Here is a 14431-nt window from a genome sequence, read left to right as displayed (position 1 = left end):
GGGCTAGTTTCCGTGGATCAACCAGCCATTTTACCGGTGAGACGCCGCGCTGTGCAAAAACCGGGCGGCGACGGCACTGCCCGGCATGCCTCAGCCCGTCAGACCGGCGCTCCAGACGCTGAATGACGGACCCCGCAGCCCGCTTTTACCCGATCTATGTAACGTTCATCAACATTCCATAAGCCACTCTCCACACCTGCGAATCGAGAAAATTTCTTTTTCTATCAATGCACTAAGGACGCAGACGCGGGGCCGCCAGTTTTGCGCCTCTCGACATTTGAAGTTCGCCTATCTTGCAGAAGCGGCCCGATGTTAATTTCCCCGAGAAAAAGAGATAAGCGCGAAGAACAACATACGGAGAGTTGATGAAAACTTACAGCTGCTTGCAGGCGGGCCGCGCTGCGGCCTTCGCCTGCCTCTTCTCGTGCCTCGCGGCCGGTGCCGCGCCAGCCCACGCAGCACTCGGCGACACAGTCCCGCCCGAGGCGCCACCAGCCTCCGCGCCCGCTAACGGCCTGACGCTCGCAGGCGGCGCAGCACGCGTGACGCGCTACGTCGACACGGGCGGCACGCACTTCAACGCGTACATCGCCACCCATAGCGGCCAGATCTTCGCCTACACGTGGCAAGGCCCCACCCCGCCGGACCTCGATGCGCTGCTTGGCCGCTACGCCGCCGACTGGCACAGCGGCGCCGCCGCGCTCCATGCCGCCGGACGCGCCGGCCTGCACGCTGCACGCGTCGATACGCCCACGGTCGTCGTCGAATCCGGCGGCCACATGCGCAGCTATATCGGCCGTGCGTAGCTGCCCGCGGCAATGCCTGCGGGCGTCACGGAAGGGGACCTGCAATGAGCACGCCGGCACGACGCGTTTCGCCCACGGGGGAGCGTGCAGGCGCGCGCTCCAGCGTACTCGCAGGCCTCCTCGCCGCAGTGCTCTCGGCAGTGCTCTCGGCCTGCGGGGGAAGCGGCAACACCGGCGTAATAAGCGGCACGACGCCCGCCAGCACGCCCGCTGCCGCCAGTGCGCCGTCAAGTGCGAGTTCGCCGTCTGCGACCAGTCCGGACACATCCAGTACGACCGGCACCGTACCGCAATCGACCACGCCGAATGTCCTTGCGGTCAGTGTCGCAGCCACGCCTGAGGCCGCACGCAACATGCTCATGGCGAGCGTGACGGTATGCGTGCCGGGCACGACGACCTGCGCAACCGTCGATAACGTGCAGGTCGACACCGGCTCGCAAGGCCTGCGCCTGCTCGCCTCCGCGCTGCCCGCCGGATTCGCCCTGCCCGCCGTCAATGCGGGCGCCAGTTCGTCACCCGCTGGTGAATGCGCGGCCTTCGGCACCGGCTATACGTGGGGCGCGGTGCGCAGCGCCGACGTGCGGCTCGCGGGTGAACTCGCCCCTTCATTGCCGATCCAGGTGATCGCTGACCCATCCGTGCCAACCACGCCGAGTTACTGCCATGGCTTCGGGTTCGCGATGATCAACTCCACCGCGCTGCGCTCGAACGGCATCCTCGGCGTCGGGACGTTCAATGCCGACTGTGGCGCAGCCTGTGGCAATCAGCCCAATCGTTCGTGGTACTACGCATGCCCTTCCGGCAACTGCACGGCGAGCGCGCAGCCACTCGCGCAGCAGGTGCGCAACCCCGTCGCGTCGTTTGCCACCGACAACAACGGCGTCGTGATCGATCTGCCCGCGGTGCCCGATACGGGCCAGAGCGCGGTGAGCGGATCCCTGATCTTCGGCATCGGCTCGCAACCGAACAATGCGCTCGGCAGCGCTACCGTGCTGCGCGCGAATACAGTTACGGGCTACGTGACGACCACAACCTCGGACGGTTCGATCTATCCGCTCAGCTATCTGGACAGCGGATCGAACGGCTTCTTCTTCGCGAACTCCGCCCTCACGCGCTGCGGCGTGTGGTACTGCCCGAGCACGCCACAAAGCATCGGCGCATCGATCAAGGGAACGGACGGCATCAGCGCACCGGCCTCGGTTTCGGTCGCGAACGCGCAAACGCTCCTCGCCAGCAGCAACTGGGCGTTCAACGACCTTGCAGGCTACAACGGCAATATGTTCGGCTGGGGATTGCCGTTTTTCTTCGGGCGGCGCATCTATACGGCAATCGAAGCTCAGGTGACGCCGGCGGGAACGGGGCCGTATTTCGCGTTCTGAGTGGCGCGCGCAAGCGCGCGGGTCACTCGTCGTCGACGTCCGGTGCGGGTGTGGTCCGGGCGAGCGCGCCCGGAGAAAGCCAGCGGAACGACGTGAGGCTACCCGTCTTGTCGTAGGTGCACTCGGCAGCGGTGGACGGGCGCGGGGCCTTGTGCAAACCGAGCTTCACGGCAAGCGCCGCGATCGGCGTGGTGGGCTTGCTCTCCGCGACTGAAGCCGCGAGTGGGTCCGCAACAGGTGCGGACGCCGCGGAGACCCCGGAAGCCGCCGACACCATGGACCCAGCCGGCGGCGCCGACGCGCCACGCGCAGTCGCTGCGCCAGTCGACGTTGAAGTTGCCGTCGAGGTCGGCATGGAACTGGCCGAAACGCTCGCCGCACTCGCATCGGAGGCGCTTGCTGCCGCACCCACGGGCGCGCCCGCCAGAGCGGCGGCGGCCGATGCGCTGAGCCCGCCCGATGCCGGCAATGCGCCGCGATCGAGCAGCCCCTCGACCACGACGCGTTTGCCGCGATACGCCACGGCGGTATGCGTGACGGACAGTGCGCCCAGCGAAGCGCTGGCGAGCCGGGTGCGCATTTCCCGCGCGCACTCACTGGGATTCTGGTACTGCGCGACGCATCCCGCGAGCAGAGTGGCCCCGGCGGCGAGGCCGACGAGGCAAGCTTTCCGTTTGTTCATCGCTCTTGTTGCGCTTCTCGCGCGGTTCGGTTTTCAGGCTGCGGCAATTGTAGCGTACAGGCCGCAAGGACCCGAGGCGCACCGGACTTTGGCGCCGCTGCCGCGACCGGGGGCTCGCGGGCCGCGCCGGCCTGCTATCATCACTGCTGTATATTCATACAGTGCCGCGCGTGCTTCCCGACTCCCCCGATCCGTTCTATTACCTCGCGAACTTCGAGCGCGTGCTCGCCTCGCTCGATGCGCGCTGCGCCGACTTGTTCGACACAGCCGAGCGGCGCTTCATGCAAAGCTTCGGCGCTCTGCCGCGCGGCTCGCGCGCGCTGTTCGTACGCATGCTGATGCGTAAGGGCCCGAATTTTCGCGCAAGCAAACTCGACTACGCCGAGATTGGCTGCCCGCGCGCCGCGGCCGCTCCCCTCGCCGATGCCGGCTGGCTGGACAGTGCGCCCGTGCTTGCGTTCGATGCCCTCGCGGCACTCGTCACCAAAGCCGAATTGCAGGCGCTCAGCGCGCGCCTGCTGGCCGATGCCGTTGCGCCCGGCGCGCGCGCCACGCGTGCCGAAACGCTCGAAGCCCTGCAAGCCGCTGCGCCCGAGGCGCGCGGTTGGTCAGCGTGGTTTCCGGGCTCGGCCGATACCGTCTTCCATTTGGCCGCCGCGCCGCTGTGCGAACGACTGAGGCTGATGTTCTTCGGCAATCTGCGGCAAGACTGGTCCGAGTTCGTGCTCGCCGATCTGGGCGTCTATCGCTACGAGTACGTCCCGCTCGACAGCGCGTCGCGCGCGTTCCGGCAGCGCGCCGACATCGACGCCTGGCTCGCGCTGCGAGACTGCCGCGAAACCTTCGATCTCGCGCCCGACGCCGCAAGCGCCGTCAACGCCGTGAGCGCGGCGCTCGATACGCTCGACATGCTCGCGCCGCACACCCGGTCCAACGACTGGCTGCGCTCGCGTCACGACCGGGTGCGCCACGCAGCGGGTCAGGCTGCAGAGCGGCTGGGCGAACCGGCGCTCGCCTGGCGCGCCTATGTCGACTGCGGCCATCCCGAGTCGCGCTACCGGCGCGTGCGCGTGCTCGAGCAGTTAGGTCGCCGCGACGACGCCCTCGCGCTCGCGCAGGCGATTGCCGGCGCGCCCGCGAACGAGGAGGAAGCACAACGCGCGACACGCACGCTCGCGCGCCTCGCGCGGCGGCGCAGCACGAGCCCGATACCAGCGGCAACACAGGCAGCGACGCGGGCAGAAATCGCGGCAACTGGCGTAATCGAAGCCAGCGATGCGCCGACGTTCACCAGCGCCGAACTCACGCTGCCCGCCGCCTGCGCGGGCCTGCGCGTGGAGGAAGCCGCGCGCCGGACGCTCGAGTGCGCGGACGCACCGGTCTTCTACGTCGAGAACACGCTCATCAACGGCCTGTTTGGCCTGCTCTGCTGGCCCGCGCTTTTCGCAGCGCTGCCGGGCGCATTCTTCCATCCGTTCCAGCGCGGCCCCGCCGATCTGCACGCCGCCGACTTCGTCCAGCGGCGCGCCGGGCTCTTTGCCGCCTGCCTCGCCGAACTCGAAAGCGGCACGTACCGCGCGACCATCGAAAAGCGTTTTGACGAGAAGCACGGCATCCAGTCGCCTTACGTCGCATGGCCCGCGCTCGACGCCGCGCTCCTCACGCTCGCGCTCGACTGCTTTCCCGCTGCCCATCTGCGGCTATGGTTCGAGCGGCTCCTGCGCGAACCCGCCGCGAACCGCTCGGGCCTGCCAGACCTCGTGCGTTTCTGGCCCCGCGAGCGACGCTACGAACTGATCGAAGTGAAAGGCCCCGGCGACCGGCTGCAGGACAATCAGCGCCGCTGGCTCGCGTATTGCGCCGCGCACGGCCTGCCCGTGACCGTGCTACAAGTGCGCTGGGCGGTGCAGGCCAGCACGAACGCTGCGTCAATGCCATGAGCTACACCGTCGCGGTCCGTACGCTCTGTGAGTTCACCGCAAAACGCGGCGATCTCGATTTGCGCTTCACACCCTCGCCCGATGCAAGCGAAGGCCGCGCCGGCCATGCTGCGATCGCAGCGCGCCGGCCCGCCGGCTACGAAACCGAAGTCGCGCTCACCAGCGTATTCGGCACGCTCACCGTGCGCGGCCGCGCCGACGGTTACGATCCAGCACGCCAACGGCTCGAAGAATTCAAGACCTATCGCGGCGATCTGGATGCGATGCGCGAGAACCAGCGTGTGCTTCATTGGGCACAGTTGCGCGTCTACGGCGCGCTGATGTGCGAAAAGCTCGGCCTCGACGCGCTCGAACTCGCGCTCGTCTACTACGAGATTGGCTCGGGACGTGAGACGGCGCTCGTCGAGCACGCGAGCGCACAACTATTACGCGCGGAATTCGAATCGCGGTGCGCGCGCTTCATCGCGTGGGCGGAACAGGAAAGCGCGCATCGCGCGGCGCGCGACGGTGCGCTCGCGGCATTGCGCCTGCCGCATGCTGCGTTCCGCGAAGGCCAGCGCGATCTCGCCGAGGCCGTATGGCGCGCCGCGACGCAAGGCCGCTGCCTGCTCGTGGAGGCGCCGACCGGCATCGGCAAGACCATCGGCACGCTGTTCCCGCAGTTGAAGGCCTGCGCGCGCGCCGGTATCGACAAGGTGCTGTTCCTGAGCGCCAAAAGCTCGGGGCGTCAACTCGCCATCGATGCGCTCAACACGCTTGCCGATGCGCAGGCCGATGGCAAAGCCGGCGCGGGCAGCAGCACGACCGCGCTGCCGCTGCGCGTTTTGGAACTGGTCGCGCGCGAGAAGGCCTGCGAGCACCCCGACCTCGCCTGCCACGGACAATCGTGCCCGCTTGCGCGTGGCTTCTACGACCGCCTGCCCGCCGCGCGCGCCGCCGCCCTCGAGCGCGTGCGGCTCGAGCGCGCGACACTGCGCGAAGTCGCGCGCGAGCACGAGGTGTGTCCGTACTACCTCGGCCAGGAGCTCGCGCGCTGGAGCGACGTGATCGTCGGCGACTACAACTACTACTTCGATGTGAGCGCCATGCTGTTCATGCTCGGTGCGCACAATCAGTGGCGCATGAGCGTGCTCGTCGACGAAGCACACAACCTGCCTGAACGCGCCCGCGCGATGTATTCCGCCGAGATCATGCAGACTCGCATGGACGCCGTGCGACGCGCCGCGAGCGCCCCGGTGAAGCTCGCATTGACGCGTCTCGCGCGCCACTGGAACGCGCAAACCGCCATGCAGCCCCAGGCCTGGCGCGCGAGCGAAACACTGCCCGAAGGTTTTGTCGCCGCGCTCGGCGATGTGATTGCCGCGATTGGCGACCAGCTTGCGCAACCGGCGCTCATGCGCGACGCCGAACTCGAACGCTTCTATTTCGACGCGCTGCACTTCGTGCGCATGGCCGAGCGCTTCGACGCGCAATCGATCTTCGACGTCACGCCGCTGCGCGCACGGGAAGCGAAGCGTCCGCGCTCGACGCTCTGCATCCGCAACATCGTGCCGGCGGGCGCGCTGCGCGCGCGCATGGCGGCGGCCCACAGCGTGACGCTTTTCTCCGCCACGCTCGCGCCCACGCACTACTACACCGACATGCTCGGCTTGCCGGAAAACACCGTGAACGTCAAGATCGGCACGCCATTTCGCACCGAGCAACTCGAGGTGCGGATCGCACGCGATATCTCGACGCGCTACAAGGACCGGGAGCGCTCGCTCGACATACTGGTCGCGCGGATCGCCGCGCAATATGCTGCGCGGCCCGGCAATTACCTGTGCTTCTTCAGCAGCTACGATTATCTTCAGCTTGCCGCCGATACCTTCGTCGCGCGGCATCCACATGTGAGCACATGGATGCAGTCGCGCACGATGGACGAAACCCAGCAACAGGCTTTCGTCGCGCGCTTCGTGGAAGGCGGCTGCGGGATCGGCTTTGCGGTGCTCGGCGGCGCTTTCGGCGAGGGCATCGACTTGCCGGGCACGCGCCTGATCGGCACCTTCATTGCGACGCTCGGCATGCCGCAGGTAAATCCCGTCAACGAGGCGATGCGCGAGCGCATGGAAACGCTCTACGGCGCCGGGTTCGACTACACCTATCTGATTCCCGGATTGCGCAAGGTCGTACAGGCCGCGGGCCGCGTGATTCGCACCGAACGCGACAACGGCGTCGTGCATTTGCTCGACGACCGCTTCGCGCGGCCCGACGTGCGTGCATTGCTGCCGGCATGGTGGCAGCTTGGCTGAATGCCATTGATTAACAGGCCGAAACATACGGATGCGATCCTCCCCACGTGAATTTGCATGACCCAGACGCTTTGCGCAGTGAACTCGAACTCACAGTCGCAACCGAATAGCGGGGTCATGCAGTACACGGTCGGCCTGCACGCCTGAGCCCTAATGCTCCGCAATCCTCAGGATGTCTTGTCGTACTGGTACACGCCCCGACCGGTCTTGCGGCCGAGCTGCCCTGCCGCCACCATCTCGCGCAAAAGCGGGCACGCACGATACTTCGAATCGCCGAAGTCCTTCAGGAACACATCCATCACGGAGAGGCACACGTCGAGGCCGATCAGGTCCGCGAGCGCCAGCGGCCCAATCGGATGATTCGCGCCCAACTTCATGCCGGCGTCGATTTCTTCGGCACTCGCAACGCCTTCGGCGAGCACGAAGAATGCCTCGTTGATCATGGGCACGAGAATGCGGTTCACGACGAAACCCGGCGCGTTCTTGACCGCGATGGGCGTCTTGTCCAGACGCTGTGCGAGATTGCGCACCGCGTCGACCACGGCCGGGCGCGTCTGCAGGCCGCGAATGACCTCGACGAGCGGCATCATCGGCACGGGATTGAAGAAGTGCATGCCGATGAAACGCGCTGGATCGGCAAGCGTCGTCGCGAGCGCCGTGATCGAAATAGATGAGGTGTTCGAGGCGATGATCGCGTCGGGACGCGCAGCGGCTTCGATCTGCTTGAGAATGCGCGTCTTGAGCTCGGCGTTTTCCGTGGCTGCTTCGATCACGAGATCGGCGCTGCCAAGGCGCTGGTAGTCGGTGCTGGACTCGATGCGCGCGAGGGCTGCACCGCGCACGGCCGCATCGAGCTTGCCCTTCGAAACGAGCCGATCGAGGCTGTGCGTGAGCGTCGCCACACCTTTGGAGAGCGCCGCCTCCGTCACGTCGATCATCACTGCCTTGAGACCCGCCACGGCCACCGCCTGCGCGATGCCATTGCCCATGGTGCCCGCGCCCACGATCCCAACCGTTTCGATTGCCATGCCTGCTCCTCACTCACTGGTCTGCGACGCCGGTGCATCGCCGATGGAAAAAACCGGCCATGCGGTGCGCGTGATGCACCGCATCATGACTCGACAGTGTAAGGCTTATGAAGACAGGCTGAAACCGGTGCGTCGGGGGGTTAAACCATCCCCCCTCCCCGGACACGTCTGGCTCAAAAGTTGTACTGCACGTAGATCTGGCCGAAGTTCAGACCAGGGTTAGGCGTCTTGATGTCCGCGTTGGAGACATGTTGAAAACGAATGCCAGCCTCAAAGTTCTGGTGCTCGCCGAACTGCGCACCCACCCCCACCAGGTCCGCGAACTGGAATGCCGTCGACATGGTACGGTCGCCCGCGAGCTGTACGTGCGAAAGCAGGCGCACGCCTACGCCGGCCTCGAAGAACGGCCGGAACCAGCCGCTGTCCTTGATGATGCGAAACACCGGCGTCACGCCGAATTCCCAGATGTTCGGATGCGAGGCGCCATCTTCGGTGAGATCCCAGTACGCGACGTGCCCCTCGCCCACCACCGTGAAATGAAAACCCGCGAAATGCCACCATTGAAGCCCTGGATCCCAGACCAGGCCCAGGTCGAGCTTCTTCACTCCATAGCTCGCGACGCCGGCTCCAAACTGAACGCCGAATTGGTCAGCATGCGCACCTGCCGCTCCACAGGCCAACAGCGCCGCGCATGCCCCACGTGCCATCCGAAGCGGCCACTCTGATCTTTTTTCTGTCATGAATATCCCTGGAAACGAACGACATTTCACGACGCGATATTTAAGCTCGATGTTCCCCTTTGGCGCGCTCATCTGCGGTCATTTGCGAATTCTTCTCGCAGTGTGCATCCAGTGTAATAGCGACCTCTACTTTCTGCTTGTAACCAGGCGCACCTCGCTTGAACGCCCTGACTCAAGGCTTTCACTACGATATGCAATACCTTGCAATCAAATCGAATGACGCATTATTCGGCAGGTTTTACTTTACAAAAAAGTATCAACCTTATCGCTTTTACCTGAAGCGATCGGACTAAAGCGAACCTGCTGGCATTCACTGAACTTTCAGCGAAGCGGATTAGCGCGCCCGTGCGTTCGATCACGTGAATCTGAAGAACCGCATCCAGACAAATCACGCAGGCGCACAAACGCCACGCACTGATGTCATTCATCAAGCGTGGCGATGCGCAAAAAATGGGAGGAAAAACGGCAGCGCGAGACGTCGCGTCGCACGACGGCTTATCGTTGCGTACGCAACTAGGTCAATTGACGTACCGCCAGGAGCGCTTACTGTTGTTTGGCGCCCGCGCCTTCCCTGCGCGCCCCCATGCCCGGAAGCCGCTTGATAAAGCCAGTCGCAAGCGACGTGCCCACGAGGATCGCAGCACAGGCCTCGATCATGCCCACCGACACATGCTCATCAAGAAACAGCGCACCCCAGAGGATGCCGAACACCGGGATCACGAACGTCACGGTAATCGTGCGCGCCGGGCCAATGGCGGCAATCAGGCGGAAGAACAGCAGATAGGCAACGCCCGTGCACGCGACGCCCAGGCAGAGCGCCGCGCCCCACGCATGCAAGGAAACCGCGGCATGCGGCCGGGTGGCGAGTGCGAAAGGCGCCAGCACGATGGTGGCGGCCGTCATGGTGCCAGCAGCCACGGTGAGCGGATCGACGCCGGTCAGATGACGCTTCGTGAAACTCGCCGCGACGCCGTAAAGCGCCGCCGCACAAAGCGCAGCGCCGGCGGCGAGCACGGTGGCCGATGTGCCCGCGCCTTCGCCGGCGCGCGTGGCGATCTGATCCCAGACCAGCGCGAGCACCCCTGCAAAGCCAATCGCTAGGCCCGCGATGCGCAAGCCGCTCAGCCGGTCCTTGAGCCACAAATACGCGACCACGGCGCCAAACAACGGCGTAGTCGCGTTGATCACCGAAGTCACGCCTGCGGAGAGCGTGAGCTCAGCCCACGCGAAGAGGCAGAACGGCGCGGCCGAATTGAGAATGCCGACCACGAAGAGCGGCCACGCGCGCTCGCGCAATGCGCCAAGCGCCTCGCGAGGCGAGCGCCGCGAAAACAGCACGATCAGCAGAAACAGCGCGCCAATGCCAACGCGCAGCGCCATCAGCGGCGCCACGCCCAGATCGGTCACGCCGACGCGAATAAAGAGAAATGACCCGCCCCACAGGGCGGCGAGAAAGACGAGCTGAGCAAGTTCGAGCGGATTCATGGTCGACAGTGCGCGTACGAAAGGGACAACACCGGCAGTCAAGCGCTAATCGTAATGGGCGTGGCACAACCCTCATAGCGAATGATTCTCATCGATATGTGAGAAAAATTAGCACCGATTGTTGCGCACTTATTCCTGACCGGTGGCGGCCAACGCTTTGAATTGAAGGGCTTACGTAGACCGGCGGACCGTGCCGGGTTTCAGACGGGCTTAGGCGTGAGAGCCCACGGAGGAACACAACGAGGCGGCTTCGCGTGTGATCGCGCCGAGCCACATTTCTGGCGCAAAAGAAAAAGGCCTTACGATTTTCACCGTAAGGCCTTTTTGACTTCTGGTCGGGGCGAGAGGATTTGAACCTCCGACCACCTGCACCCCATGCAGGTACGCTACCAGGCTGCGCTACGCCCCGAGAGCTAGAAAGTATAACAGAGCGCTTCTCTAATTAGAACCACCTAAATCGCAATTCGCTACAAAGATTGCCGAAGGGTCTTCACTGACCGAGCAGATCGATCACATGCAGCAATTCCTTGCGCAGTTGATCGACGTCGACCAGCGCCATATTGCCCTGCGCAACGCTCTCCTCACCCGCCTCGCCCGGCGCGGCCTCTTCCACCACCGCGCCCGACGAATCGAGGCGATTGCGCGCGCCGTTGATCGTGAATCCCTGCTCGTAAAGCAACTCGCGAATGCGCCGGATCAGCAGGACTTCGTGGTGCTGATAGTAGCGGCGGTTGCCGCGCCGCTTGACAGGCCTCAACTGCGTGAACTCCTGCTCCCAATACCGCAGCACATGGGGCTTCACACCGCACAACTCGCTCACTTCGCCGATCGTGAAGTAGCGCTTGGCGGGGATGGGAGGCAAGACGACCTTTTCGATTGTCGATGTCATCGCCGGGTTGCCGTCGTGGTGGTTGCGCAAATGTGGCGTCGCCGCCGGTCAGTGGTTTCCAGTCACGCCCGCTGCACGATCTGTCACGTGCGGCCCGTGCGAGCGTGCGCGGGTTCTCCCCGCGCATGATGCCTTGATCGGTGGATCAGCGCGAAAAGCTAGCCTCGGCGCCGCTCTCGACCAGTGCCTTGAGCTTCTGGCTCGCATGGAACGTCACCACGCGTCGCGCAGCAATGGGAATCGCCTCTCCGGTCTTCGGATTGCGGCCAGGCCGTTGCGGCTTGTCGCGCAACTGGAAATTGCCGAAGCCTGAGAGCTTCACGCTGTCACCGCCTTCGAGCGCGTCGCGAATCACTTCGAAGAACGCTTCGACCATATCCTTGGCCTCGCGCTTGTTGAGCCCGACGTTGTCGAACAGCAGCTCGGCGAGCTCGGCTTTGGTCAGCGTGGGCGTGTCGTTCGTGGCGCTTGCCGACGAGGCAGGAATGTCGCGAATCATGGCGCTACGCTGTGCCGCAAGAAGGGCTTCGAAATCACTCGAGTTCATTTCGTTCATCTATCTATGAAATGGCGCGCTTCCGGTTGGCAGGGTGACTGCAACCTCGCAAACCGGAAGTCGATGTCGGCAGGAGATGAGCCGTAGAGCCTATCCGCGCAACCGGGCGCCAAACACTCGAGCCAGGCGATCCACCAGGGACTTGATGGCCGCATCGACCGTTTCGTCCTGAAGGGTTCCGCCAGTATCTTGCAGGGTCACCCGGAAGGCAAGGCTTTTCTCGTCCGCGCCAAGTCCGGAAGTATTTGATTTTGCACGAAATTCATCGAACAACGCAACCCTCTGGACAATCTTGCAGGGCTCGTCTTGCAGACCCTTCTGGAACTCGTCGAGCAGTGCCTGCACTTCGATCTTTTGATCGACGACAAGTGCGATGTCGCGTCGAACCGGCGGAAATTTCGAGACTTCCGACGGCGCGGGCAGTTCGCGCGCCATCAGCGCGTCCGCTTCGACTTCGAACAACATCGGCGCATGAGGCAGGTCATACTTCTGCATCCAGCGCGGATGCAGTTCGCCAATCCAGCCCACCGCGCGGCCATCGACTTCGATGCGCGCGCTACGACCCGGATGCAGCGCCGGGTGCTCCGCCTTCACGAAACGCGGCGCTTTTGCCGCACCCAGCGGCGCAAACAGCGCTTCGAGATCGCCCTTCACGTCGAAGTAATCGACGCCGCGCGTGGGCGCGCCCCACTGCTCTTCGAGCGCGGGACCATAGGAGAGCGCGCCAATCATCTTCGGCTGCGCGAAACCTTCCACCGCCATCTCGCCGGCCTTGATCGACGGATCGTGCAGGAACACGCGGCCTGCCTCGAACACGCGCACGCGATCTGCGCGGCGGTTGAGGTTATGGCGCAGCACATTGATGAGGCTGCCGAACAGCGTCGTGCGCATGACCGAAAGCTGGCTCGCGATCGGGTTCAGCAGCTTTACGGGATTCGCGTTGCCCGCGAAATCCTGCTCCCACTCGGCATCGACGAAGCTGAAGTTGATCGTTTCGGCGTAATCGCGCGCCGCGAGTGCGTGACGAATCGCGTGAACCGAGCGGCGCGTTTCGTTCGTTGCACGCATCTCGCTGCGTGCGACAGGCGGGTTCGCGGGAATCTTCTCGAAGCCGTAAATGCGCGCGACTTCTTCGATCAAGTCTTCCTCGATCTCGATGTCGAAGCGATACGGCGGCGGCATCACGCTGAACGTCTCGTCGCCATTCTCCGCACTGCGTTCGAACGCAAGGCCGAGACGCGTGAAGATTTGTGCGATTTCATCAGCACCAATCTTCACGCCGACGATGCGGTTCGCACGCGCGACGCGCATCTTCACCGGCGCGCGCTTGGGCACGTTCACGGTCTGGTCGTCGACCGGGCCGGCTTCGCCGCCGCAAATGTCGAGGATCAATTGCGTGATGCGCTCGATGTGCTCGACAGTCGTGGACCAGTCCACGCCGCGCTCGAAGCGGTGGCCCGCATCGGTCGAGAAGTTGTAGCGGCGCGAGCGGCCACGAATGCTGTCCGGCCACCAGAACGCGGCTTCGAGGTAAATGTTCTTCGTGTCTAGCGAGACGGCGGTGCTGTCCCCGCCCATGATGCCCGCGAGGCTTTCGATCTCGCGCTCGTCGACGATCACGCCCACGGTTTCATCGACTTCGACGGTGCTGCCGTTGAGCAGCTTGAGCTGTTCGCCCTTCTTGCCCCAGCGCACCTCCATCGAACCGTGGATCTTGTCGAGATCGAACACGTGCGACGGGCGGCCCAGTTCGAGCATGACGTAGTTCGAAATGTCGACGAGGGCCGAGATGCTGCGCTGGCCCGAGCGCTCGAGGCGCTCGACCATCCACGCGGGCGTCTTCGCGTGCGCGTTCACGCCGCGAATCACGCGGCCCGAGAAACGGCCGCACAGGTCCGGCGCCGAGATCTTCACGGGCAACGTTTCGTTGAGCTTGACGTCGACCTTCGGGAACACGGGCGCTTGCAGCGGCGCACCGGTGATCGCGGCGGTTTCGCGCGCGATGCCGTACACCGAAAGGCAATCGGCCTTGTTCGGCGTGAGCTTGATTTCGAAAATGGTGTCGTCGAGATTGAGCGTCTCGCGGATGTCCTGACCGATGGGCGTGTCTTCGGGCAGGATCATGAGGCCGCTGTGGTCTTCCGAGAGCTTCAGCTCGCGCGCCGAGCACAACATGCCCTGGCTTTCCACCCCGCGCAGCTTCGAGAGCTTGATCGCAAAGGGCTTGCCGCCCTCTTCCGCGGGCGGCAGCTCCGCGCCCACGAGCGCCACCGGCACCTTGATGCCGGGCGCCACATTGGGTGCGCCGCAGACGATCTGCAGCGTCGCGCCGGTGCCGGCATCGACCTGCGTGACGTTGAGTTTGTCCGCGCCCGGGTGCTTGACGACTTCGATCACGCGGCCCACGACGATCTTCGCAGTGGGCGGCGCGGCCGGACGCAGGCCTTCGACTTCGAGGCCGGCCATGGTCAGCGCATGGGCCAGTTCATCGGTCGTGAGCTTCGGATCGACAAAGCTTCTCAGCCAGGATTCGGGGAATAGCATTTCGTTTTACGTTCCAGACAGATTGAGACCGTCGCGTAGCGTTTTCTCGCGCACTGCCCTAAGGCTTGTGGTGCTGCGTGCGCTTCGCGAACCG

11 protein-coding genes and 1 tRNA gene are annotated in these 14431 nt (G+C 64.5%); 4 read left to right on the top strand and 8 right to left on the bottom strand.

Translation table 11 applies throughout. The annotated features are described in order from the left end of the window. Positions 1 to 365: 365 nt before the first annotated feature. Entirely contained in the window at positions 366 to 806 is a 441-nt protein-coding gene (locus P5W98_RS05700) for a DUF2844 domain-containing protein (RefSeq protein ID WP_434718456.1), read from the top strand. A 44-nt stretch (positions 807 to 850) separates the two neighbouring features. Continuing rightward, positions 851 to 2185 (top strand): DUF3443 domain-containing protein, encoded by a 1335-nt coding sequence (locus P5W98_RS05695; RefSeq protein WP_434718455.1) that lies wholly within the window; start codon positions 851 to 853, stop codon positions 2183 to 2185. 22 nt (positions 2186 to 2207) lie between these two features. Here P5W98_RS05695 and P5W98_RS05690 read toward each other — a convergent pair whose 3' ends face one another. Next, positions 2208 to 2867 (bottom strand): hypothetical protein, encoded by a 660-nt coding sequence (locus P5W98_RS05690; protein ID WP_434718454.1) that lies wholly within the window; start codon positions 2865 to 2867, stop codon positions 2208 to 2210. Positions 2868 to 3037: 170 nt separating this feature from the next. On the opposite strand from P5W98_RS05690, the gene P5W98_RS05685 reads away from it, so the two are divergent. Together P5W98_RS05685 and P5W98_RS05680 are read left to right on the top strand one after the other, a co-directional pair. Next, positions 3038 to 4807, top strand: a complete 1770-nt coding sequence (locus tag P5W98_RS05685; RefSeq protein ID WP_434718453.1) for a VRR-NUC domain-containing protein — start codon at positions 3038 to 3040, stop codon at positions 4805 to 4807. Beyond that, a complete protein-coding gene (locus tag P5W98_RS05680) occupies positions 4804 to 7095 on the top strand; it encodes an ATP-dependent DNA helicase (RefSeq protein WP_434718452.1) in 2292 nt (763 codons plus the stop codon). Before P5W98_RS05685 ends, P5W98_RS05680 begins: the two co-directional genes overlap by 4 nt. Positions 7096 to 7262: 167 nt before the next feature. On the opposite strand, the gene P5W98_RS05675 is transcribed toward P5W98_RS05680, so the two are convergent. From P5W98_RS05675 to pheT, 7 genes are all read right to left on the bottom strand, one after another. After that, positions 7263 to 8123, bottom strand: a complete 861-nt coding sequence (locus P5W98_RS05675) for a 3-hydroxybutyryl-CoA dehydrogenase (protein WP_434718451.1) — start codon at positions 8121 to 8123, stop codon at positions 7263 to 7265. 173 nt (positions 8124 to 8296) lie between these two features. Next, complete coding sequence (locus P5W98_RS05670) at positions 8297 to 8830, bottom strand: acyloxyacyl hydrolase (RefSeq protein ID WP_434718513.1); 534 nt, start codon at positions 8828 to 8830, stop codon at positions 8297 to 8299. A gap of 576 nt (positions 8831 to 9406) precedes the next feature. Beyond that, the gene (locus P5W98_RS05665; RefSeq protein WP_434718450.1) at positions 9407 to 10348 is read right to left on the bottom strand and encodes a DMT family transporter; all 942 of its coding nucleotides are present in this window, start codon (positions 10346 to 10348) and stop codon (positions 9407 to 9409) included. Positions 10349 to 10680: 332 nt separating this feature from the next. Then, positions 10681 to 10757 (bottom strand) — tRNA-Pro (locus tag P5W98_RS05660). Between the two features lie 81 nt (positions 10758 to 10838). Next, the gene (locus tag P5W98_RS05655; protein ID WP_421043997.1) at positions 10839 to 11237 is read right to left on the bottom strand and encodes a MerR family transcriptional regulator; all 399 of its coding nucleotides are present in this window, start codon (positions 11235 to 11237) and stop codon (positions 10839 to 10841) included. 145 nt (positions 11238 to 11382) lie between these two features. After that, complete coding sequence (locus P5W98_RS05650) at positions 11383 to 11793, bottom strand: integration host factor subunit alpha (RefSeq protein WP_035530944.1); 411 nt, start codon at positions 11791 to 11793, stop codon at positions 11383 to 11385. Positions 11794 to 11883: 90 nt separating this feature from the next. Beyond that, positions 11884 to 14337, bottom strand: a complete 2454-nt coding sequence (pheT, locus tag P5W98_RS05645) for a phenylalanine--tRNA ligase subunit beta (RefSeq protein WP_434718449.1) — start codon at positions 14335 to 14337, stop codon at positions 11884 to 11886. Positions 14338 to 14431 lie beyond the last annotated feature (94 nt).

Origin of the sequence: Paraburkholderia sp. A1BS-2L, from assembly GCF_051125205.1 — a bacterium.
GTDB lineage: Bacteria > Pseudomonadota > Gammaproteobacteria > Burkholderiales > Burkholderiaceae > Paraburkholderia.
The sequence above is the reverse complement of the archived record's forward strand: the minus strand, read 5'-3'. Positions and strand labels throughout refer to the sequence as shown.

Coding starts and splice junctions, on each gene's coding strand:
- P5W98_RS05690 (WP_434718454.1), bottom strand. CDS start 2,867: ATGAACAAACGGAAAGCTTGCCTCGTCGGCCTCGCCGCCGGGGCCACT.
- P5W98_RS05670 (WP_434718513.1), bottom strand. CDS start 8,830: ATGGCACGTGGGGCATGCGCGGCGCTGTTGGCCTGTGGAGCGGCAGGT.
- P5W98_RS05650 (WP_035530944.1), bottom strand. CDS start 11,793: ATGAACGAAATGAACTCGAGTGATTTCGAAGCCCTTCTTGCGGCACAG.
- P5W98_RS05665 (WP_434718450.1), bottom strand. CDS start 10,348: ATGAATCCGCTCGAACTTGCTCAGCTCGTCTTTCTCGCCGCCCTGTGG.
- P5W98_RS05675 (WP_434718451.1), bottom strand. CDS start 8,123: ATGGCAATCGAAACGGTTGGGATCGTGGGCGCGGGCACCATGGGCAAT.
- P5W98_RS05680 (WP_434718452.1), top strand. CDS start 4,804: ATGAGCTACACCGTCGCGGTCCGTACGCTCTGTGAGTTCACCGCAAAA.
- pheT (WP_434718449.1), bottom strand. CDS start 14,337: ATGCTATTCCCCGAATCCTGGCTGAGAAGCTTTGTCGATCCGAAGCTC.
- P5W98_RS05655 (WP_421043997.1), bottom strand. CDS start 11,237: ATGACATCGACAATCGAAAAGGTCGTCTTGCCTCCCATCCCCGCCAAG.
- P5W98_RS05695 (WP_434718455.1), top strand. CDS start 851: ATGAGCACGCCGGCACGACGCGTTTCGCCCACGGGGGAGCGTGCAGGC.
- P5W98_RS05700 (WP_434718456.1), top strand. CDS start 366: ATGAAAACTTACAGCTGCTTGCAGGCGGGCCGCGCTGCGGCCTTCGCC.